General features: G+C 56.9%; 19 protein-coding genes. 4 read left to right on the top strand and 15 right to left on the bottom strand.

The window, feature by feature from the left end:
- The first annotated feature begins 216 nt into the window (after nt 1–216).
- The gene (tesB, locus tag ACU4F7_RS05535; RefSeq protein ID WP_029592093.1) at nt 217–1,077 is read left to right on the top strand and encodes an acyl-CoA thioesterase II; all 861 of its coding nucleotides are present in this window, start codon (nt 217–219) and stop codon (nt 1,075–1,077) included.
- Nucleotides 1,078–1,242: 165 nt separating this feature from the next.
- Here tesB and amtB read toward each other — a convergent pair whose 3' ends face one another.
- From amtB to ACU4F7_RS05505, 6 genes are all read right to left on the bottom strand, one after another.
- The gene (amtB, locus tag ACU4F7_RS05530; protein ID WP_024557426.1) at nt 1,243–2,529 is read right to left on the bottom strand and encodes an ammonium transporter AmtB; all 1,287 of its coding nucleotides are present in this window, start codon (nt 2,527–2,529) and stop codon (nt 1,243–1,245) included.
- Between the two features lie 28 nt (nt 2,530–2,557).
- Nucleotides 2,558–2,896, bottom strand: coding sequence for a P-II family nitrogen regulator (glnK, locus tag ACU4F7_RS05525; RefSeq protein WP_002891893.1), 339 nt, complete (start codon nt 2,894–2,896; stop codon nt 2,558–2,560).
- Nucleotides 2,897–2,943: 47 nt separating this feature from the next.
- Entirely contained in the window at nt 2,944–3,099 is a 156-nt protein-coding gene (locus ACU4F7_RS05520) for a hypothetical protein (protein ID WP_161808642.1), read from the bottom strand.
- A gap of 49 nt (nt 3,100–3,148) precedes the next feature.
- Complete coding sequence (locus ACU4F7_RS05515; RefSeq protein ID WP_481638202.1) at nt 3,149–4,927, bottom strand: SmdB family multidrug efflux ABC transporter permease/ATP-binding protein; 1,779 nt, start codon at nt 4,925–4,927, stop codon at nt 3,149–3,151.
- The gene (locus ACU4F7_RS05510) at nt 4,920–6,695 is read right to left on the bottom strand and encodes a SmdA family multidrug ABC transporter permease/ATP-binding protein (RefSeq protein WP_481638201.1); all 1,776 of its coding nucleotides are present in this window, start codon (nt 6,693–6,695) and stop codon (nt 4,920–4,922) included. Before ACU4F7_RS05510 ends, ACU4F7_RS05515 begins: the two co-directional genes overlap by 8 nt.
- A gap of 66 nt (nt 6,696–6,761) precedes the next feature.
- Nucleotides 6,762–7,223, bottom strand: a complete 462-nt coding sequence (locus ACU4F7_RS05505) for an Lrp/AsnC family transcriptional regulator (protein ID WP_029592090.1) — start codon at nt 7,221–7,223, stop codon at nt 6,762–6,764.
- Nucleotides 7,224–7,338: 115 nt separating this feature from the next.
- Here ACU4F7_RS05505 and ACU4F7_RS05500 point away from each other — a divergent pair, with 115 nt between their 5' ends.
- On the top strand, nt 7,339–8,400 hold the full coding sequence (locus ACU4F7_RS05500; protein WP_024557430.1) for a PLP-dependent cysteine synthase family protein: 1,062 nt from the start codon (nt 7,339–7,341) through the stop codon (nt 8,398–8,400).
- A gap of 22 nt (nt 8,401–8,422) precedes the next feature.
- On the opposite strand, the gene cof is transcribed toward ACU4F7_RS05500, so the two are convergent.
- On the bottom strand, nt 8,423–9,241 hold the full coding sequence (cof, locus tag ACU4F7_RS05495) for an HMP-PP phosphatase (RefSeq protein WP_481638200.1): 819 nt from the start codon (nt 9,239–9,241) through the stop codon (nt 8,423–8,425).
- A gap of 99 nt (nt 9,242–9,340) precedes the next feature.
- Between cof and ACU4F7_RS05490 the strand changes: the two genes are divergently transcribed.
- Nucleotides 9,341–11,053: an SgrR family transcriptional regulator gene (locus tag ACU4F7_RS05490; protein WP_481638199.1), complete on the top strand. Its 1,713-nt coding sequence runs from the start codon at nt 9,341–9,343 to the stop codon at nt 11,051–11,053.
- Nucleotides 11,054–11,109: 56 nt separating this feature from the next.
- Nucleotides 11,110–11,805: a 7-cyano-7-deazaguanine synthase QueC gene (gene queC, locus ACU4F7_RS05485; protein WP_029592087.1), complete on the top strand. Its 696-nt coding sequence runs from the start codon at nt 11,110–11,112 to the stop codon at nt 11,803–11,805.
- Here queC and ACU4F7_RS05480 read toward each other — a convergent pair.
- The 8 genes from ACU4F7_RS05480 to clpP form a co-directional block, all read right to left on the bottom strand.
- A complete protein-coding gene (locus ACU4F7_RS05480; protein WP_481638198.1) occupies nt 11,797–12,636 on the bottom strand; it encodes an MBL fold metallo-hydrolase in 840 nt (279 codons plus the stop codon). The genes queC and ACU4F7_RS05480 overlap by 9 nt on opposite strands.
- 305 nt (nt 12,637–12,941) lie before the next feature.
- Entirely contained in the window at nt 12,942–13,340 is a 399-nt protein-coding gene (locus ACU4F7_RS05475) for a YbgC/FadM family acyl-CoA thioesterase (RefSeq protein ID WP_029592085.1), read from the bottom strand.
- Nucleotides 13,341–13,445: 105 nt separating this feature from the next.
- A complete protein-coding gene (locus ACU4F7_RS05470; RefSeq protein ID WP_029592084.1) occupies nt 13,446–13,814 on the bottom strand; it encodes a ComEA family DNA-binding protein in 369 nt (122 codons plus the stop codon).
- A gap of 145 nt (nt 13,815–13,959) precedes the next feature.
- Entirely contained in the window at nt 13,960–15,837 is a 1,878-nt protein-coding gene (gene ppiD, locus ACU4F7_RS05465; protein WP_481638197.1) for a peptidylprolyl isomerase, read from the bottom strand.
- A 223-nt stretch (nt 15,838–16,060) separates the two neighbouring features.
- A complete protein-coding gene (gene hupB, locus ACU4F7_RS05460) occupies nt 16,061–16,333 on the bottom strand; it encodes a nucleoid-associated protein HU-beta (RefSeq protein ID WP_024554059.1) in 273 nt (90 codons plus the stop codon).
- 210 nt (nt 16,334–16,543) lie between these two features.
- Nucleotides 16,544–18,898 carry an endopeptidase La gene (lon, locus tag ACU4F7_RS05455; RefSeq protein ID WP_024557438.1) on the bottom strand — a complete coding sequence of 785 codons (2,355 nt, stop codon included), beginning with the start codon at nt 18,896–18,898 and terminating at the stop codon, nt 16,544–16,546.
- Nucleotides 18,899–19,083: 185 nt separating this feature from the next.
- A complete protein-coding gene (gene clpX, locus ACU4F7_RS05450; RefSeq protein WP_024557439.1) occupies nt 19,084–20,355 on the bottom strand; it encodes an ATP-dependent protease ATP-binding subunit ClpX in 1,272 nt (423 codons plus the stop codon).
- Nucleotides 20,356–20,483: 128 nt separating this feature from the next.
- Nucleotides 20,484–21,107 (bottom strand): ATP-dependent Clp endopeptidase proteolytic subunit ClpP, encoded by a 624-nt coding sequence (clpP, locus tag ACU4F7_RS05445; protein WP_024554056.1) that lies wholly within the window; start codon nt 21,105–21,107, stop codon nt 20,484–20,486.
- Between the last annotated feature and the right edge of the window lie 121 nt (nt 21,108–21,228).

Here is a 21,228-nt window from a genome sequence, read left to right as displayed (position 1 = left end):
TCCTTATTTTCAATGCACCAGTGAGCGCGATAACTCACCAGAAGTGAGTGGTCAGAACTTGCTTGTCGTGCTAAGTGTGGCACAGGTCACTGATTTTCGCCTGGTAATCGCCCGCCATTAAGATAATTCCACCCCTCGGACCAGTTGTGGTTCTACGTTATACTCTCGTTACTTTCCCGGCACCGCTGTGCTTTCTTTTGCTGTTGAGGACCCGTTATGAGTCAGGCGCTGAGCAACCTACTGGCATTGTTGAATCTGGAAAAAATTGAAGAGGGGCTGTTTCGCGGCCAGAGCGAAGATTTAGGTCTGCGCCAGGTGTTTGGCGGGCAGGTCGTCGGGCAGGCGCTTTACGCCGCCAAAGAGACCGTTCCGGCGGAACGTCTGGTGCACTCTTTCCACAGTTATTTCCTGCGCCCGGGCGACAGTCAGAAGCCGATTGTGTATGACGTTGAAGTGCTGCGCGACGGTAACAGCTTCAGCGCCCGGCGCGTAGCGGCTATCCAAAACGGCAAACCTATTTTTTACATGACCGCCTCGTTCCAGGCGCCGGAATCGGGTTTTGAGCATCAGAAAACGATGCCTGACGCGCCGCCGCCGGAAGGGCTGAAGTCGGAAACCGATATCGCCCGGGCGCTGGAAAAGTTCCTGCCGCCGCAGGTGAAAGAGAAGTTCCTTAGCGATAAGCCGCTCGAAATTCGCCCGGTGGAATTTCATAACCCGCTGAAAGGACATGTGGCGGAGCCGTCGCGCCAGGTGTGGATCCGCGCTAACGGGGCGATGCCGGACGATTTCCGCGTACACCAGTCGCTGCTGGGCTACGCTTCCGACTTTAACTTCCTGGTGGTGGCGCTGCAGCCGCACGGCGTGGGCTTCCTGGAGCCAGGCATGCAGGTGGCGACTATCGACCACTCCATGTGGTTCCACCGTCCGTTCGACATGAACGAGTGGCTGCTTTACAGCGTGGAAAGCACCTCTGCCTCCAGCGCGCGTGGCTTTGTGCGCGGCGAATTCTGGAGTATGGACGGCAAACTGGTCGCCTCTTCTGTGCAGGAAGGGGTGATGAGGAAGCGCGGTTAAGTTAAGCGGCGACGGCGGCCCGCCCTGCCGTTCAGGCGAGCCGTTTGCTGGCTGAATATGCGAAACGCCACCCACCGTAAAGACGCTGCGCCACTGGCTTTTCCTCTCCCCTGAAAATAAAAAACCTCCCGCAAGCGGGAGGTTTTAACAAGAGAGACGTTTTACTCAGGCGTTGTAGGCATTCTCGCCGTGGCTGTTGACGTCCAGACCTTCGCGCTCCTGGTCTTCCGGCACGCGCAGACCAACCGTCATATCCGCCAGTTTGTAGCCGATGAACGCCACCACGCCGGACCAGACCACGGTAACCGCAATGCTTTCCAGCTGCACCAGCACCTGGTGACCCATGGTCACGCCTTCTGCGTAACCCACGCCGCCCAGCGAGCTTGCTGCGAACACGCCGGTCAGGATGCAGCCTACGATGCCGCACACGCCATGCACGCCGAAGACGTCGCACGGGTCATCAACGCGCAGCCAGCGTTTCAGCATGGTGACGCCCCACAGACCCGCCAGACCCGCCGCAATGCCCACAATCAGAGAGCCGCCGACGCCGATGTAGCCACAAGCCGGAGTCACGCCCACCAGACCCGCGATAGCGCCGGAGCAGGCGCCCAGCAGAGAAGGCTTGCCGCGCAGCGCCCATTCGCCGAAGACCCAGGCGAGAATGGCGGCGGCTGTCGCCACAACGGTGTTCAGGAAGGCCAGACCGGCGATTTCATTCGCCGCGCTGGCGGAGCCGGCGTTGAAGCCAAACCAACCAAAGTAAAGGATCGCCGTGCCGATAAAGACCATCGGCAGGTTATGCGGTTTGAACGCTTCTTTGCCAAAGCCCACGCGTTTACCCACCAGGTACGCGCCCACCAGGCCCGCCACCGCGGCGTTGATGTGCACAACGGTGCCGCCTGCGAAATCCAGCGCGCCGTGAGAACCCAGCAGGCCGCCGCCCCACACCATGTGGGCGATAGGCACGTAGGAGAGCGTCAGCCATACCACTACGAAGATAAGCACGGCGGAGAAGCGAATGCGCTCAGCCAGCGCGCCGACAATCAGCCCCACGGTAATACAGGCGAACGAACCCTGGAACGCCACGTGGATGTACTGGTAGAAGCTGCCCATGAGATCGGTGATGTTAATACCCTTCAGCAGGATCCAGTTAAGGTTGCCGAAGAAGCTGCCGCCGGAGCCAAACGCCAGCGAGTAGCCGTAAACCACCCAGAGAATGCAGACCAGCGCGAAAGTCACGGAGATCTGCGTCAGCATGGAGAGCACGTTTTTACCGCGCAGCAGGCCGCCATAAAAGAGCGCCAGGCCAGGTACGGTCATAAAGAGCACCAGCGCGGTGCAGATCATCATAAAAGCGTTATCCGCTTTGTCCGCCACCGCCGGAGCGGCCATGGCAAGGCCGGGCAGAAGCGAAAGCAGGCCGAGGCCAGATTTCAGTGCTGTGTGTTTCATCTTTTCCATTCCTGTCACGGTTGGCCAGTTACAGTGCCGCTTCGTCGGCTTCGCCGGTACGAATACGAATCACGCGTTGCAGCTCGGCAACGAAAATTTTGCCGTCGCCAATTTTGCCGGTATAGGCAGCTTTACTAATGACATCAATCACTTCATCAAGTTGATCGTCTGCAATAGCAACGTCAATCTTCACTTTCGGCAGGAAGTTAACGCTGTATTCGGCACCGCGGTATAACTCGGCGTGGCCCTTCTGGCGACCAAAGCCTTTCACCTCGGTTACCGTCAGCCCCTGAATGCCAATTGAAGAAAGCGCCTCGCGCACGTCTTCCAGTTTGAATGGTTTGATTACCACGGTAACCAGCTTCATAAATCCCCTCCAGTCGAATTGGGTAATGGCCGCAGCTAACAACTTTGTTAAAGCAAGCGGCGTGCCAGGAATGAAAAAGCGGGAGATTTTGCGCCTGGCAAGCGGGCATTCATGGAGTGAATGAGTAAGAAAAAAGTGTGACCGGGATTCAGATTGTTCCTGGAAAGCAAAAACGCACCATGCTGGTGCAGGGTGCGTTGCATTTTTGCACCAGCAAAGCGAGCGGCTGGCGCGGTGCGTAATTTTAGTGCATCAGGCGATAAGCGACTCTTCCCGCTCGCTCGCTTCCAGCTCTTCGCCTGCCAACTGAAGCTGGTACATCTGCCAGTAACGCCCTTTCGCGGCGAGCAGTTCCTGATGCGTGCCGCGTTCAACGGCCTGGCCGCGGTGAAGCACCATGATCGTATCCGCTTCCACAATGGTGGAAAGACGATGCGCGATGACCACAAGCGTGGTGTGTTCACGGATAGCCGCCAGCGCCTGTTGAATCGCCTGCTCGGTGCCGGAGTCGATATTGGCCGTCGCTTCATCAAGAATCAAAATTTGCGGCGTATCAACCAGCACGCGGGCCATCGCCAGCAGCTGTTTCTGGCCGACAGAGAGGTTATTGCCCTGTTCGCCAAGACGGGTGTGGATACCCTGCGCCATGCCGCGCGCCAGCTCCGCCAGTTGCACCGTCTCCAGCGCCTGCCAGACCTGTTCTTCGCTGATGTCGCGCCCGAGAGTGACGTTAGCGAAAAACGAATCCGCCAGCACCACCGGGTCCTGCTGCACCATCGCCACCCCCTTGCGCAGCGCGCCATGGCTCAGGCTCTGGAGCGGCCGCCCGTCGAGGCGGATTTCGCCGCGCGTCAGCGGGTAATATCCCATCAGCAGGTTCGCGAGCGTACTTTTACCGCTGCCGGTATGGCCCACCAGCGCAACGAAATGACGCGACGGAACGCGCAGGTCGATATCCTGCAAAACCAGACGATCGTCGCGATAAGCGAACGAGACATTATCGACGTCGATCGATCCGCTTTGCAGCGGCCGCTCGTCATCGCCGTAGTTCTGGCGCGGCCTGTCCATCAGCTCGAAGACGCGCTCGCCCGCCACCACCGCCTGTTGCAGCATCGACTGCTGGGTGGTGAGCTCGATAAGCGGTTCGTTAAGGCGCCCAAGATAGCTAATAAAGGCGTACAGCACCCCAACCTCTATCGTGCCGACTGACGTAAAGCCGAACAGCATCAGCAACCCGCAGAGCACCAGCGCGGAAAAGAGGCTTAACAGCGGACGCAGCAGGAAACCATCCAGGCGCAGCGTCTGCATGCGCGCCAGATAGTGCGAATGGCTCGCTTCATTCATCCGTTCGCCAAAGCGCGCCTGCTGGCGAAACTGCTGGATGACGCTCATGCCGTTGATCACTTCGTTAAAGCCGTCGTTGATATCCGCCAGATAAGCGCGCACCCGGCGCACAATGGGCGTGCTATAGCGCTGATAAATCAGCATTACAATCAGCACCGCTGGGAAGATGGTGATAGCCACCAGCGCCATCCGCCAGTCGAGGCTGAACATGGCCACCAGCATCGCGCCCACCAGCGCCGCGCTGCGCAATACCGTTGCGACAACGGTGACGTAGAGATCGCGGATAACTTCGGTGTCGTTGGTCACGCGGGAGATAAGCTGCCCTACCGGCTGGGTGTCGAAGGCGCCGAGCGGCTGGCGCAGCGCGGCGTCCATCGCATCGGTGCGAAGCTGCTGCACCACGCCCACGGCCGCTTCGTTAAACAGCAGCGACTGCCAGTAGTGCAGCCCGGCGGCGAGCAGTTGCAGCAGGAGATAAACCGCCGCCAGCCCGCTGACCAGCGCAAGCGGCATACGATGCTGCGCGACGAGATTGTCAATAAAGTAGCTGATGAGTGCCGGGCCGCTGACTTCCGCGGCGGCGGCAACCCACAGCATAACCACCGCCATCGAAAGCGGTTTACGCCAGGGCTTGCCATACGCCAGCAGGCGTTTTAGCGTCGGCCACAGCTGACCAAAATTACGCATTCATCGCCTCCTGTTGGTTCTCTTCCGGCGCGTCGTCCAGCGCCGCTTCAAGCTGCTGATAGCGGTACATATCGCGATACCAGCCCGGCTGGCTCGCCAGCTGTTCATGCTGACCCCGCTGGGCTACATGACCGTGCTGCAGCACCAGAATTTCGCTCGCTTCGGTCAGCGCCGAAAGGCGATGGGCGCTGATGATAACCGTACGGTCTTCTCCCCACTGGCGCAGGTTGTGCAGGATCTGGTGTTCCGTGCGCCCATCTACCGCCGAAAGCGCGTCATCCAGAATCAGCATCTCTGCGTTCAGCAGCAGAGCGCGGGCAATGGAGATACGCTGCTTCTGCCCGCCGGAGAGCATCACGCCGCGCTCGCCCACTTCGGTGTCGTACCCCTGCGGCAGGCGCAAAATATCTTCGTGCACGCAGGCGAGTTTCGCCACATGCTCAATCTCCTGCTGCGTGGCTTCAGGCTTGCCGAGGGCGATATTGTTCGCCACCGTGTCAGAGAAGAGGAACGGCGTCTGGTTCACAACGGCCAGCCGGGCGCGCCAGTCATCCAGCTTCAGACGAGGCAGCGGGATGTCATGAAAGCGAATCTCCCCTTCATCAACATCAAAATGGCGCTGTATCAGCGTTAACACGGTGCTTTTCCCCGCGCCGGTCGGCCCGCACAACCCTAACATCTGCCCCGGCTTCAGGGCGACGTTGAGGTTTTGCAGCGTCGGCTGGGTAACGCCTGGATAACGGAAGGCGCGGATAGCCACGCGCAGCTCTCCGCGTCCCGGCGGCGCGCTTTCGTCGCCGTCGTGAACCACGGGCGCCTCAGCAAGCATGGCGCGGATGCGGCTGTACGCCGCGCTGCCGCGCTCGACGATGTTAAACATCCAGGCCAGCGCCAGCATCGGCCAGATCATCAGGCCCAGATACATCGTGAAGCTGGTGAGCTGGCCGAGCGTCAGCGTGCCGTTCATCACCATCCAGCTGCCGCCGCCGATAGCCAGCAGGTTCGCCATGCCGATGGCGATGTAAATAGTCGGGTCGAAGCGGGCATCCACACGCGCCACCCGCAGGTTCTTCTGCCCCGTCTCCCGCGCGTCTTCGGCGAACAGCGCCGACTGACGGTCTTCCAGCCCGAACGCCTTGATCATGCGGATGCTGGTCATGCTCTCCTGAGTGCGATCGTTAAGCGTTGAAAACGCCGCCTGCGCCGCCTTGAAGCGGTGGTGCAGCTGGTCGCCGTAGCGCTTAATGACAATGGCCATCACCGGCATCGGCAGCAATGCCAGCAGCGTAAGCTGCCAGCTTATCTGCGTGCTCATGACTATCAGCACCGCGCAGCCCATCACCAGCGAATCCACCAGCGTTAATACCCCTTCGCCCGCGGCAAAGACCACGCGGTCGACGTCGTTGGTGGCGCGCGCCATTAAATCGCCGGTGCGGTGGCGTAAGTAGAACTCAGGATGCTGGCGGCTGAGCTGGCGATAAAAATCGCGGCGCAGCTCTACGGCAAGCTGATAAGACGCGCCGAACAGCAGCACGCGCCAGACGTAGCGCAGCAGATAAACCACAATCGCAATCGCCACCATGACGCCTACCCACAGCAAAATCTGCCCGGCGGTGTAGTGGCGTTGGGTGACGCCGTCCACAATAACGCCCACCAGTTTTGGCGGCACGAGTTGCAAAACGGCGATGATGATAAGCAGGGCGACGGCGCCGAGATAGCGTCGCCACTCCCGGCCGAAGTACCAGCTTAACTGAGCAAATAATCGCAAAACGTTTGTCCTGATTGTCTTTAATGACGATAAGCGCAGGGATGGAGTATAGGTGGCCGCTAAAGGCTACGCCTCCACCGGCAGGGCTGTGGTGTATTTTATCTGCTCCATGGCGAAACTCGAAGTGACCTCGGAAAAGCCCGGCACCTGGTTCACCAGTCGCTTGTAAAACTCGTCATACCGCTTCATATCCGCTACCTGAACCTGCATCAGATAGTCGTACTCCCCCGCCATGCGCCAGAAGCCCAGTACTTCAGGCATGCCGCTGACCACCGAGACGAAATGGCTGTACCACTCGCGGTTATGGTGCTGGGTTTTGATAAGCATAAACGCCGTCAGGCCAAGGCCGAGCTTTTCCGGGTCCAGCAGCGCCACTTTACCCGTGACGTAACCTTCGTCTTCCAGACGCCGGAGCCGTTTCCAGCAGGGGGTTGTTGTCAGATTAACGGCATCGGCGAGCGCCTGCAAAGAGCGGGTGCAGTCGCTTTGCAGCAATGCCAGGAGCTTGCGGTCAATTTTATCTAACATAGCGGCCACCGGGAGAATAATTTTCCCTTATTCAAGCCGTCTGTAGGTGAAATGGCAACGTTTTTCCCCGCGCTCTTCGTTACTCTAAGCACAAATTGACAAACGGATCACGCGCATGACCAGCTCCTGGGTACGCCACGCCATTACTGAAATTAACGCTGATAACCAGCGTTCTGCGGATACGCACCTGCTGCGCCTGCCGCTGCCCGCCTTTCCGGGCATTTATCTCTATCTGAAAGATGAAAGCACCCACCCGACCGGCAGCCTGAAGCACCGCCTCGCCCGCTCTCTTTTTCTCTACGCCTTAAGCAACGGCTGGATAAAAGAAGGCACGCCGATTATTGAAGCCTCCTCGGGGTCGACTGCTGTTTCAGAAGCCTGGTTCGCCCGGCTGCTGGGGTTGCCTTTTATCGCGGTCATGCCCGCCTGTACGGCGAAGCGCAAGGTTGAGCAGATAGCGTTTTACGGCGGCCGCTGTCATTTCGTGCAAAGCGCCTGCGAAATTTACGACGCGTCCGAGACGCTGGCGCGCGAGCTTGGCGGCCATTATATGGACCAGTTTACCTACGCCGAGCGCGCCACCGACTGGCGAGGCAACAACAATATCGCCGACAGCATTTTTCGCCAGATGCGCCATGAGCCGCATCCGGTGCCGGCGTACATTGTGATGAGCGCCGGCACGGGCGGCACTTCCGCAACGCTTGGCCGTTACCTGCGCTACCAGGGACACGACACGAAGCTGATGGTGGTAGACCCGCAAAACTCGGTGTTTATGGATTACTGGCACACCCGCGACAACACGTTGCGAAGCGGCGTGGGGAGTAAGATTGAGGGCATCGGCCGCCCGCGCGTGGAGCCTTCTTTTATTCCGGACGTCGTGGATGAGATGTTGCGCGTGCCGGACGCCGCGAGCGTCGCCGCCATGCAGTGGCTGGAGACGCAGCTTGGCCGCAAAGTGGGCGCCTCCACCGGCACCAATATGTGGGGCGCGTTGCAGCTGGCGGCGCGCATGCGCGACGAAGGCCGCCAGGGGGCGATTGTCACCCTGCTGTGCGACAGCGGCGAGCGCTATCTCGATACCTATTACCAGCCGGAATGGGTGGCGAAAAACATCGGCGACCTGGCGCCGTATCAGGCGGCGCTGGCCTCGCTGCTGGAAGAAAAAAAGCCGGGCTAGCCCGGCTTGCTGGAAATCCTCATCATTCGGGGGAATAAGTAAGGTGTGGTGTATCCAGCCAATGTGTTAAATAGTGTGAAACCGCTTGTCGGCTACAGTGACCTATCACCCGCAGGTGGGGTAAGTCCGCTATCAGCTGCGGCATGGCGTTGCCCATAATCAGCCCATGGCCGACCAGCGAGAGCATTTCGCGATCGTTCATGGCGTCGCCGAACGCCATGCATTCCGCCAACGTATAACCCAGATGCTGGCTCAGCACGGTCAGCGCTGCGCCCTTATTGCATCCCGGCGGCAGCACTTCCAGACAATCTACGGCGGAAAAGCACAGGTGCGCGTCGTTTCCCAGCGCCTCGTTAAGCTGAACGCGCAGGCGACACAGATCGTCATGATCGCCGCAGAAGCAGATCTTCGTCACCCGGTGCGCCGGGATCCGCTTGAGATCCGCCAGTTGATAACGAAAGCCGCTATAGCGGTGCGCGACGAGCAGTTCGGGCATATCGCGGTCGGTAAGCCAGCCGTCATCATTAAAGACGTGAATGCTCGCCTGCGTATCCCAGTGGCTGTGCAGCACCGTTTCCGCTACGCCGGGCGCCAGATCCTGGCTGTGCAGCAGTTCCCCTTCCAGGGTATGAATGCGGGTGCCGTTGCCGGTTATCAAAAACGCTTCCAGAGAAAACTGGCCGAGAAGGGGGCGCATCTCCATGACGTGCCTGCCGGTCGCAAAGGCCAGCGCAATGTCCCGCTCCCTCAGGCGGCGCAGCGTGCTGATAGTCTTTTCGCCCAGCCGATGGTCCGGCATCAGCAGCGTGCCGTCCATATCAAAGGCCGCGAGTTTCGCCATGGTTATCTCCTGTGTGAAGGTGATTGCATGCCGAAAAGTATCGCCTGGTATATACGGAACTAATAGTGAATACTTGCCAAAAACAGTTCCGGGTTTTGTATGCGACTGCTCAATCGATTAAACCAGTTTCAACGGCTCTGGCAGCCTTCGGCAGGCTCGCCTCAACAGACCACCGTGGCGGAACTGGCGGCGCGCTGCTTTTGCAGCGAGCGCCACGCCCGCTCTCTGCTGCGTCAGCTTGAAGAAGCAGGCTGGCTGACGTGGCAGGCGCAGTCAGGCCGGGGAAAAAGAGGCACGCTTACCTTTCTGGTTAGCCCGCAAAGCGTGCGGGCGGGGATGATGGAAAACGTATTACGCCTGGGAGAGCATCACAACGCCCTTGCGCTTGCGCAACTGGCGCCGGAGCAGTTGCGTCATCTGCTGACGCCGTTTCTGGGCGGCCAGTGGCAGAACGACACGCCAACCCTGCGCATTCCCTATTACCGTCCGCTGGAGCCGCTAACGCCCGGCTTTTTGCCAGGACGCGCCGAGCAACATCTGGCAAGCCAGGTTTTTGCCGGGCTGACGCGCTTTGAGGCGGCAAGCCTTCGTCCGCACGGCGACATGGCGCACCACTGGGAGGTTTCCCCCGACGGCCTGACCTGGCGTTTTTATCTTCGCGCCACCCTGCACTGGCATGACGGCAAGCCGGTCGAAACGGCGCAGCTGCTTACAAGCTTTACCCATCTCCTGGCGCTGCCCGCGCTGCGTCAGCTTTTCTCAAGCGTAAAAACGGTCGACTCGCCCCATGCCCGGTGTTTGCGCTTCACGCTCTTCAGGCCCGATTACTGGCTTCCCTGGCGGCTCGCCAGCTATTGCAGTTTTCTCGGGCACCCGGATGATAATCAAACTGGCTGCGGCCCGTTTCGGCTCACGGCTTTTACGCCTGAGCTGGTGCGGCTGGAAAGCCACGAGTTTTACCATCTGCAACATCCGTTGTTGAAGGCGGTGGAATACTGGATAACGCCGCAGCTTTTTGACCGCGCCCTCGGCACCAGCTGTCGCCATCCGGTGCAGATAGCCCTTGGCCAGGAAGAAGAGCTGGCCCATCTGCGTCCAGTCAGCAACAGCATCAGCCTCGGCTTTTGCTACCTCGGCGTGCGCCAGTCCGGACGTCTCTCCATCGCTCAGGCGCGGCGGCTTATCAGCCTTATCCACCAAAGCGGCATGATTGAAGCGCTGCCGCTGGACGAAGGGCTGATTACGCCGAGTCGCGAAATGCTGCCGGGCTGGGAACTGCCGCAATGGCCGCCGCAAGCGGTGCAACTGCCGCCCCGGCTGACGCTCTTTTATCATCTGCCGGTCGAGTTGCATGTTATGGCGCAGCAGTTACGCGAACAGCTGGCCTCTTTAGGCTGCGAATTAACCCTCCATTTTCACGACGCCAAAAACTGGGACGGCTGCGGCGAACTGGGGAAAGCGGATATGGTGATGGGCGACAGGCTTATCGGTGAAGCGCCGGAATATACGCTGGAACAGTGGTTGCGCTGTGACGCGCTCTGGCCGAATTTGCTAACGCTGGCGCAACAGCATCACCTGCTCGCCACGCTGGATTCCGTACAACGCTATCCTGATGACGAAACCCGTAACGCCGCCCTGAAAGCCGTGTTTTATGAAATGATGTCCGCAGGCATCATCACGCCGCTCTTTAATTATCGCTACCAGATAAGCGCGCCGCCGGGGATTAACGGCGTTGAGCTTAACGCGCGCGGCTGGTTTGATTTCACCCGCGCCTGGCTGCCGCCGCCTGCGCAAGGCGAAGAAGCTGGTTAGCATGGCGCTACGGCGCTACCATACCGTTTTTACGATTAAGAACCACAAGGTTGATTATGAAACGTGCCGTTGTTGTCTTCAGCGGAGGACAAGACTCCACCACCTGCCTGATTCAGGCGCTCCACCAGTATGATGAAGTTCATTGTGTGACGTTTGATTACGGCCAGCGTCATCGGGCCGAGATTGATATCGCTCGTGAACTGGCGTCTACGCTGGGCGCACGGGCGCACAAAGTGCTGGACGTCACGCTGCTGAATGAACTGGCGGTGAGCAGCCTGACCCGCGACAGCATTCCGGTGCCGGATTACGACCCGCAAGCGAGCGGCATTCCCAGCACCTTTGTGCCAGGCCGTAACATTCTGTTCCTGACGCTGGCGGCCATTTACGCCTACCAGGTACAGGCGGAAGCGGTGATAACCGGCGTTTGCGAGACCGATTTTTCCGGTTACCCCGATTGCCGCGATGAATTTGTTAAAGCGCTTAACCATGCCGTAAGCCTTGGCATGGCGCGGGACGTGCGTTTTGAAACGCCGTTGATGTGGCTGGATAAAGCGGAAACCTGGGCGCTGGCGGACTACTGGGGCAAACTCGAGCTGGTACGCCATGATACCCTCACCTGTTACAACGGCATCAAGGGCGAAGGCTGCGGCGAATGCGCCGCCTGCAACCTGCGCGCCAACGGCCTTAACCGTTATCTTGGCGATAAAGCGGGCGTTATGGCCGCGCTCAAGCAAAAAACGGGATTACGCTAACCGCGCTTCGCCCGCTTTCAACCGCTCGAACTCTTTGGCGTCATGGCTGCAAAACAGCGTGACGCCAACGTTAGCATCGGTCGCCAGCGCCCTTAAGCGGCGCTGGTTATTCAGCCTGGCGTCTTTATCTTCCTGCATCATCGTCTGGTAAAAGCGCAACCCCGGCGTACAGTGATAAGTAGGCGCCATTTCTTCGCGGAAAAACCACGCATCGCCGCCGTGCAATAGCCAGCCGTCTGGCGTATCTATCGCCACCCCTGCGTGCCCCTGCGTATGTCCACGCAGTGGGATCAGCAAAATCTCCGGCGGCAGGCCTTTTAACTCTCTCACCGACTCAAAACCAAACCACGCTTCGCCTCGGGGCTGATAGCCGTGCCAGCCTGAAATCGCGCCCCACTGACCGGGCCGATAACGCTCGCGCGCCAGCCAGCCGCGACGGTCGCTGGCGGTATCGATTTCAGTCTGCATCAGATGCACCTGAGCGTTCGGGAAATCGCTCAGGCCGCCGGCATGGTCGAAATCAAGATGCGTAAGCACAATATGGCGGACATCACCCGGCGTAAAGCCCAGCGCCGCAAGCTGATATGCAGCCGTAAGCTCTTTACGGTACTGAATATTATTCATTGCCCGGAAAAACCACGGCAGGCGATGGGAGGGCTCCGCCATATCTTCAAGCCCAAAGCCGGTGTCCACCAACACCAGACCATGCTGGTCCGTCTCTACCAACAAACAGTGGCAAATCAGATGCGCGTGCGCGCCTTTGCTGAATCCGTCGTAAAGCTTGCCGCCCAGCGGACACATGCAGCCGCAGTTAAGATGGTGAATCCGCATTGCACCTCCGGTTATACGAGTCAGTAACCTGAAGTATAAGTGGTTAAAAAATATAAGCAGAACGGCAGGGAGTGATTAGTTTTGGAATGGTGGCATGGCGCAATTTACAGACAGGCGGCAGGCTAATAATTTGCTCTGTTGCGGTTTACCACCTGTAGGCGGGGAATGCCAAAGCGAAACGCGCTGGCGTCATTTTCAAGGGGGTTCCCCCGCTTACGCGGGGGACACCAGCCTTCGCAATACCAGCTTATCTACTGGGCCGAGGAGCCAAAAGCCATCAGGCACATGAAAACATTTTTAAGCAATTAGCCTGGTAATTTTTCGAGCTTTTCACGCAGCTCGCCTTCAATCGGCAGCGCTTTTTGCGTTTTGAGATCGATGCAGACAAAGGTGATTAACGCGTCGGCGACCACCTGCCCTTCTGGCTCAAGCGTAATAACCTGGCTCAGAACGCCGCTTTTACCGTTAAGCTGTTTCATTTCGCTGGTGACGGTAAGCAGATCGCCCAGCACGGCGGGACGGCGGTAATTGATGTTGATATTTACCACGACAAAAGCAATGTTGTTGGCCGTCATCCACTGAAAACTTTCTTCCTGCTCAAGGCCATCCCAGCGCGCCTCTTCAAGAAACTCCAGATAGCGGGCGTTATTAACATGTTGATAAACATCAATATGAAATCCCCGTACTTTGATTTGTGTCTGCATAGCGCTTTAACCCTTGTCGTTGTTTTAGTAGATACAGAGGTCACACCACTGGTATGACCTCTTTAGTCTGGCAAAAGTTTTTAACTCTGCAAGGACAAGTTACGGTTAAAGCTTGAGGTTAGGCAGGTTCCTTTCCACCAGCGAATCGCCCATGCCGGGCACCTGTTTTAACTCTTCCAGCGCTTTGAAAGGGCCGTGCTCTTCGCGATAGCTAACGATGGCCTGCGCTTTTTTCTTACCAACGCCGTTCATCGCCTTCGCCAGCTCATCTACCGTGGCGGTATTGATGCTGACGGTGCCTTCCTCGCTTTGCGATGCTTTCTCGCCAGGTGTCAGCGCTTTGCTATCGGCGCTATCGGGTCGGGTTTGCGTTACCTGCGCTTTACCTGCAGAAGGCGCCGCCAGTGAGGTGCTGCTAAGGCCGCAGCCTGCTACAGCCAATGCCAGACAGAGTGCTTTGATTCCACGTTTCATGCTGTTTTCTCCTTGTTTGTTGACAGCAAAGCTACCTTATTGCGCCAGCCGTAACGCGACAAACAGCAATCTTTAAAAATGGAAAAGGCCGCGTAAGCGGCCTTTGTCTGTTGCAGCGTATTGCAAAAATGTGCGAAACGTCTCGTTATTGCTGCTGTTCCGTCACCATGTCGCCCATTTTGATTTTGGCGTCTTTACGCAGGTTGCTCATCAGCGCCTCGAAAGCGACCTGGGCATTATTCTGGGTGATCCCCTGCACCATCGCTTTCTTCTGCTCTTCCGGCAGCGTGCCGCTGCGCACTTCGTCCAGCGCCAGCAGAACCACGTTCCCCTGCATATCGTTGCCCATACCGTAGCTGGGTTTGCCCTCAGCAGGCAGCGGCAGGGTAAAGGCGGTCTGGCTCAGCGGGTCCTGACCGGTGCGGCTCAGCGTTTTCGCTTCGCCAAAACTCAGGCCAGCGGCTTTCAGCGCGTCGTCGCCTTTGCCGTTTTTGAGCGCGCTCAGCAATTTCTCAGCGTCAATTTTCGCCTGCTGTTCAGCTTTCTGATGCTTAACCGCGTCCACCACTTCGTTACGCACGTCCGCCAGCGGTTTTGTCGCTTCCGCTTTGTGATCGGTAACGCGCAGCACAAACGCACGGTCGCCTTCAACGGTAATGATGTCAGAGTTGCTGCCCGGCGTGCCGTTCTCGCCAATCAGGCTGCCGCCGAAAATCGCATCCGCTATCGGTTTGAAGTTCAGCTCCTGCGGCAGATTGTCGTGGCCGAACCAGTCGGTTTGTACGGCCTTAACGCCCGCGGCTTGCTCGGCGCCCACCAGCGATTCATTGTCATTACTGGCCGCCTCGCTCACTTTCTGCTGCAGCGCGAAGTAGGCATCCAGCGCTTTTTCCTGCTTCACTTTTGCGGCAATAGCGTCATGCACTTCGGCAAGCGGCTTCACCTGCGCCGGCTGAACGTCATCCAGACGGACTATCAGGAAACCTACCGAAGACTTGATAACGCCCGAGAGCTGGCCTTTCTCTTTCAGACCGGCGTTTTTCAACTCTTCCGGCGTAGTGGCAGGCTCAAGCCAACCCATGTCGCCGCCGTTGCGGGCAGAAATGATGTCGGCAGATTTCTCTTTCGCCAGAGCAGCAAAGTCACCGCCCTGCTTCAGCGCGTCCAGCACCGCTTTCGCTTCCGCTTCGGTTTTGGTCTGAATGACGCTGTAGCGATTACGCTGCGGCTGGGTAAATTCATCCTGATGCTGATCGTAATAAGCCTGGATTTCCGCATCGCTCGCGGTTTCCGGCATCGCAGCTGCGTCCAGCTTGATATAGCTTACGCGAAACTGTTCCGGCGCCACGAAACGATCTTTGTTCTGCTGGTAGTAGTTATTGATTTCCGCATCGGAAACCTGCTGTTTAGCCGCCAGCGCGTTTACGTCAATGGTGGCTTCACGCACCAGACGCTGCTGAGAAACCAGCGCAGCCAGTTCATCCGTTTCGCCGTTCAGCATAAAGTCGGTGCCGACGATAGCGTTGATCAACTGTTGCGTGGTGAGCTGATTACGCAGCGCCTGCGCGTATTGATCCGCCGTCATTCCCATCTGACTGACAATGGCGTTGTAACGCGTGTTGTCAAACTTACCGTTGCTCTGGAACGCGGGCTGCTTAAAGATAGCTTGTTTTACCTGCTCATCGCTGATGCCAAGACCCAGCTTTTTGGCGTACTGATCGAGAAGGGTCTCGTCTATCATGCGCTGCAGCACCTGCTGGCGCATGCCTTTCATGTAGCTTTCGTTCGCCGCCAGCGCAGAGAACTGATCGCCAAGCTGCTGCTGCATGCGGTTGCGCTCGCCCATGACCGCGTTTTCAAACTGCGCCCGGTTAATCTCCTGGCCGTTAACTTTTGCGGCATAATTATTGTTACCGCCAATCAGGTAATTACCTACGCCCGTCAGAATGAACGAGACGATAATTAAACCCAATATGATTTTGAGCACGACGTGATTAGCCGCCGCGCGTAAATTGTCCATCATGGTGTAACAACACTCCGCTGTAGTGTAACTGGTAAACCCTGCACAGAGACGTATCGCGTCCTTCGGAACACGGCTCTGCCGCTGCGCCCTGAGGCATATTGTGACAAGAAAACGGGGCGGTTGTCAGCCCACGCGCCTCATAAAAATCCGGGCATATAAAAAAGGCACATCTGACGATGCGCCCTTAGTTTCAAAAACCTTACGGGACTTCCGCAAGCGTTTCTTAATTTACCGCGTCTTTAAGCGCTTTACCGGCACGGAAGCCAGGCACTTTAGCCGCTGCAATGGTGATCTCTTTACCAGTTTGCGGGTTGCGGCCAGTGCGGGCAGCACGCTCACGAACAGCAAAAGTCCCAAATCCAACCAGAGCCACTTCGTCCCCCGCCTGCAGAGATTCAGTAACGGAAACAATCAAAGCATCTAACGCACGTCCAGCCGCGGCTTTGGAAATATCAGCGCTTGCGGCAATTTTGTCTATCAGTTGAGATTTATTCACTCTTCTCTTCCTCTCTTTATTATTTATATCGCACCCGATCCCTTCGTAGCGCGACCGCGCAGCAGTTATAACAGGCATGCATCGCCCTTACAACAGTAGTTATTGATGGCACGCCCGGTCAGCAATCTAAATTAGCTATACAAAAAAAAGCTGGCAAGTGACAAATCACTCGCCAGCCCTGTTTTTATCAGTGCTCTTTGCGTCAGGTCACTATTTCGCAGTGACTACCTGCATGCCGAACGGTTCGTTCTGCAGCGCCAGCGTCAGCACCTCTTCAATGCGTTTCACCGGATGGATATCCAGGTCGGCAATGACGTTCTCCGGAATTTCTTCCAGATCGCGCTTGTTGTCATACGGGATCAACACGGTTTTAATGCCGCCGCGATGCGCCGCCAACAGTTTCTCTTTCAGACCGCCAATCGGCAGCACCTGGCCGCGCAGCGTTATCTCGCCGGTCATCGCCACGTCGGCGCGAACCGGGTTGCCGGTCAGGCAAGAAACCAGAGCGGTGCACATGGCAATGCCTGCGCTTGGGCCATCTTTCGGCGTCGCTCCTTCCGGCACGTGAACATGAATGTCGCGTTTCTCGTAGAAATCCCCATTGATGCCGAGTTTTTCCGCGCGCGCGCGCACCACGGTCAGCGCAGCCTGGATAGATTCCTGCATAACTTCACCCAGCGATCCGGTGTAAGTAAGCTTGCCTTTACCTGGTACGCAGGCGGTTTCGATGGTCAGCAAATCGCCGCCCACTTCGGTCCAGGCAAGACCTGTCACCTGCCCTACGCGGTTTTCGTTATCGGCGCGACCGTAATCGAAGCGCTGAACGCCCAGGTAATCTTTCAGATTGTCGCCCGTAATGGTTATCTGCTTAAGCGCCGGATCGAGCAGCAGTTGTTTCACCGCTTTACGGCACAGCTTAGAGATTTCACGCTCAAGGCTACGCACGCCCGCTTCGCGGGTGTAATAGCGGATAATGCCGATAATCGCGCTGTCTTCAACGGTCAGTTCGTTCGCTTTCAGGGCGTTACGCTCAACCTGCTTCGGCAGCAGATGGCGCTTCGCGATGTTAAGCTTTTCATCTTCGGTATAGCCGGAGAGACGAATCACTTCCATACGGTCCAGCAGCGGCGCAGGAATGTTCATGGAGTTAGAAGTCGCCACAAACATGACGTCGCTGAGATCGTAATCCACTTCCAGATAGTGGTCGTTGAACGCCACGTTCTGTTCCGGATCAAGCACTTCAAGCAGAGCGGAAGCCGGATCGCCACGCATGTCGGATGACATCTTGTCGATTTCATCCAGCAGGAAGAGCGGGTTTTTCACGCCGACTTTCGCCATTTTCTGAATAAGCTTACCTGGCATAGAGCCGATGTAAGTACGGCGGTGGCCGCGGATTTCTGCTTCATCACGCACGCCGCCGAGCGCCATACGGACATATTTGCGTCCGGTGGCCTTCGCAATGGATTGCCCCAGAGACGTTTTACCCACCCCCGGCGGTCCCACCAGGCACAGGATGGGTCCTTTGATTTTGTTTACGCGGCTTTGCACGGCAAGATATTCAAGGATGCGGTCTTTCACACGGCCCAGACCGTAGTGGTCCGTATCCAGAATCTCCTGCGCCTGACGCAGATCTTTTTTAACCTTGCTGCGCGCGTTCCACGGAACCTGCACCATCCAGTCGATATAGCCGCGCACCACGGTCGCTTCCGCAGACATCGGCGACATCATTTTCAGCTTCTGCAGTTCCGCTTCGGCTTTTTCCTTCGCCTCTTTCGGCATTTTCGCCGCATCGATTTTGCGCTTCAGCGCTTCGTTTTCATCCGGCGCGTCGTCCATTTCGCCAAGTTCTTTCTGAATGGCTTTCATTTGCTCATTCAGATAGTACTCGCGCTGGCTTTTCTCCATCTGCTTTTTCACGCGGTTGCGGATACGCTTCTCAACCTGCAGCAGATCGATTTCCGATTCCATCATCGCCATCAGATATTCAAGGCGCTCGTTGATATCGGACATTTCAAGCACGGACTGTTTGTCGGCGAGCTTCAGCGGCATATGCGCGGCGATAGTATCGGCCAGGCGCGCCGGGTCGTCGATGCTGTTCAGTGAAGTCAGCACCTCCGGAGGAATCTTTTTGTTAAGTTTGATGTAGCCTTCAAACTGGCTGATCGCGGTGCGAACCAGCACTTCCTGCTCGCGCTCGTCAATAGCCGGCGAGTTCAGGTATTCAGCTTTAGCCGCAAAGTGTTCGCCATTATCCGACAGGGTGGTAATACGCGCGCGCTGCAAACCTTCTACCAGCACTTTTACCGTGCCGTCAGGCAGTTTCAACATCTGCAGAATCGAAGCCACTGTACCTACAGTGAAAAGATCGTTCACACCCGGCTCATCCGTTGAAGCTTCTTTCTGCGCGACGAGCATGACTTTTTTGTCATTGTCCATGGCCGCTTCAAGACAACGAATGGATTTTTCCCGTCCCACGAATAAAGGAATAACCATGTGCGGATAAACCACCACATCGCGCAACGGCAATACGGGGATTTCAATGCGTTCAGAACGCTCAGGATTCATAGAGCTCTCTCTTAGTTTAGTTTCCGCCAGGTGATGGGTGCACGTGAACCCACTTCACGGCATCACCAACAAGTAAATCAGTATATGGGGATGTTTCCCGGACATTCAATGTCAGGATGGCAGGAAAAATAAATGGGGGATTATTTCCCCCATTTATTGTTTAACGGATTGTATAAAGAGGCTATTTATTCGCCGGAGGCTTGCGCTTCCGGTTTGCCGTAAATCAGCAGCGGCTCAGACTGGCCCGCGATAACCGATTCGTCGATAACCACTTTTTCAACCTCTTCCATGGAAGGTAGATCGTACATGGTATCCAGCAGCGCGCCTTCAACGATAGAGCGCAGACCACGAGCGCCGGTTTTGCGCGACATGGCTTTCTTTGCAATGGCTTCCAGCGCTTCGTCGCGAAACTCCAGTTCAACGCCTTCCAGGTTAAAGAGCGCCTGGTACTGCTTGGTCAGGGCGTTCTTCGGCTCTTTCAGGATCTGGATAAGCGCTTCTTCACTCAGTTCGTTCAGCGTAGCGACAACCGGCAGACGGCCAATGAACTCGGGAATCAGGCCGAATTTGATCAGATCTTCCGGCTCGACCTGCGAAAGCAATTCGCCTTCTGTCGCTTTCTGCGATTTACCTTTCACCGTTGCGCCAAAGCCGATACCGGAGCCGGTTTCGACACGGTTGGCGATGACTTTATCAAGGCCAGCAAACGCGCCGCCGCAGATAAAGAGGATTTTGGAGGTATCAACCTGCAAAAACTCCTGCTGCGGGTGCTTGCGTCCACCCTGCGGCGGTACTGCCGCCACGGTGCCTTCAATCAGCTTCAGCAGCGCTTGCTGCACGCCTTCGCCGGACACATCGCGGGTGATAGACGGGTTATCGGATTTACGGGAGATTTTATCAATCTCATCAATGTAAACGATCCCGCGCTGCGCTTTCTGCACGTCGTAATCGCATTTCTGCAGCAGCTTCTGAATGATGTTCTCAACATCTTCGCCCACATAGCCCGCTTCAGTCAGGGTAGTGGCGTCCGCCATGGTAAACGGCACATCCAGCAGGCGAGCCAGCGTTTCGGCAAGCAGGGTTTTACCGCTACCGGTTGGGCCTATCAGCAGAATGTTGCTTTTACCCAACTCAACGCCGTTAGAGCTGTCGCCGTTACGCAGGCGCTTGTAGTGGTTATAGACCGCTACCGCCAGGACTTTTTTAGCTTTTTCCTGACCGATGACGTAATCATCAAGATGGCTGCGAATTTCATGCGGCGTAGGCAATGCGCTACGTTCGCGATGCGGAGCCACTTCTTTAATCTCTTCGCGAATAATGTCGTTACATAAATCGACACACTCGTCGCAGATATACACGGACGGTCCGGCAATCAGCTTACGCACTTCATGCTGGCTCTTGCCGCAAAAAGAGCAATACAACAGTTTGCCTGAACCGTCTTTGCGCTTATCTGTCATGAGTCAAAACCTCTTTTCTGTTCTTCGTGCCGCACGCGACCACGCAATGCCCCATACAGGCGCCAGCCGCCAGGGTGACTAAGGCAGCCGCTTACTAACTATAGTATAGCGGCTGCCTTTGGCGGGCATTAGTTACGATGGGTCAAAATGGAGTCAACCAGGCCGTACTCCACCGCTTCGTTGGCGGAGAGGAAGCGGTCGCGCTCTGTGTCTCTTTCGATTTGCTCAAGAGATTGACCCGTGTGTTGCGCCATAAGTTCATTCATGCGTGCTTTCACTTTCAGGATTTCACGGGCGTGGATCTCAATATCCGTCGCCTGACCCTGATAGCCGCCGAGCGGCTGGTGAATCATCACGCGCGAGTTGGGCAGGCAGAAGCGCTTGCCTTTAGCCCCCGCCGTCAGCAGGAAGGCGCCCATAGAAGCCGCCTGGCCCATACAAATGGTGCTGACGTCCGGCTTAATAAATTGCATGGTGTCGTAAATCGACATCCCGGCGGTAATGACCCCGCCCGGCGAGTTGATGTAGAGATAGATGTCTTTTTCCGGGTTTTCCGCTTCCAGAAACAGCATCTGCGCCACAATCAGGTTAGCCATCTGGTCTTCGACCTGGCCTGTCAGAAAAATGACACGTTCCTTAAGCAGACGGGAATAGATATCGTAAGAACGCTCACCGCGTGAGGTTTGTTCAACCACCATCGGCACCAGCGCCATATGGGGTGCAAATTGATCTCGTTCGCCACTGTATGACATATCCGTCTCCTGGATAAAAATTCTGAGTAACCTGCTGTACTGATCCTACATGAGCCTGCATCAGGATAACGATGCCCTCAGCGGCTCTCAACCTTTACGGACGGATTATCAGTCAGAGTCT

The sequence above is a fragment of the Franconibacter pulveris genome, from assembly GCF_056780215.1.
Note: the sequence above shows the minus strand (reverse complement) of the source record. Positions and strands in the feature narration are given on the sequence as shown.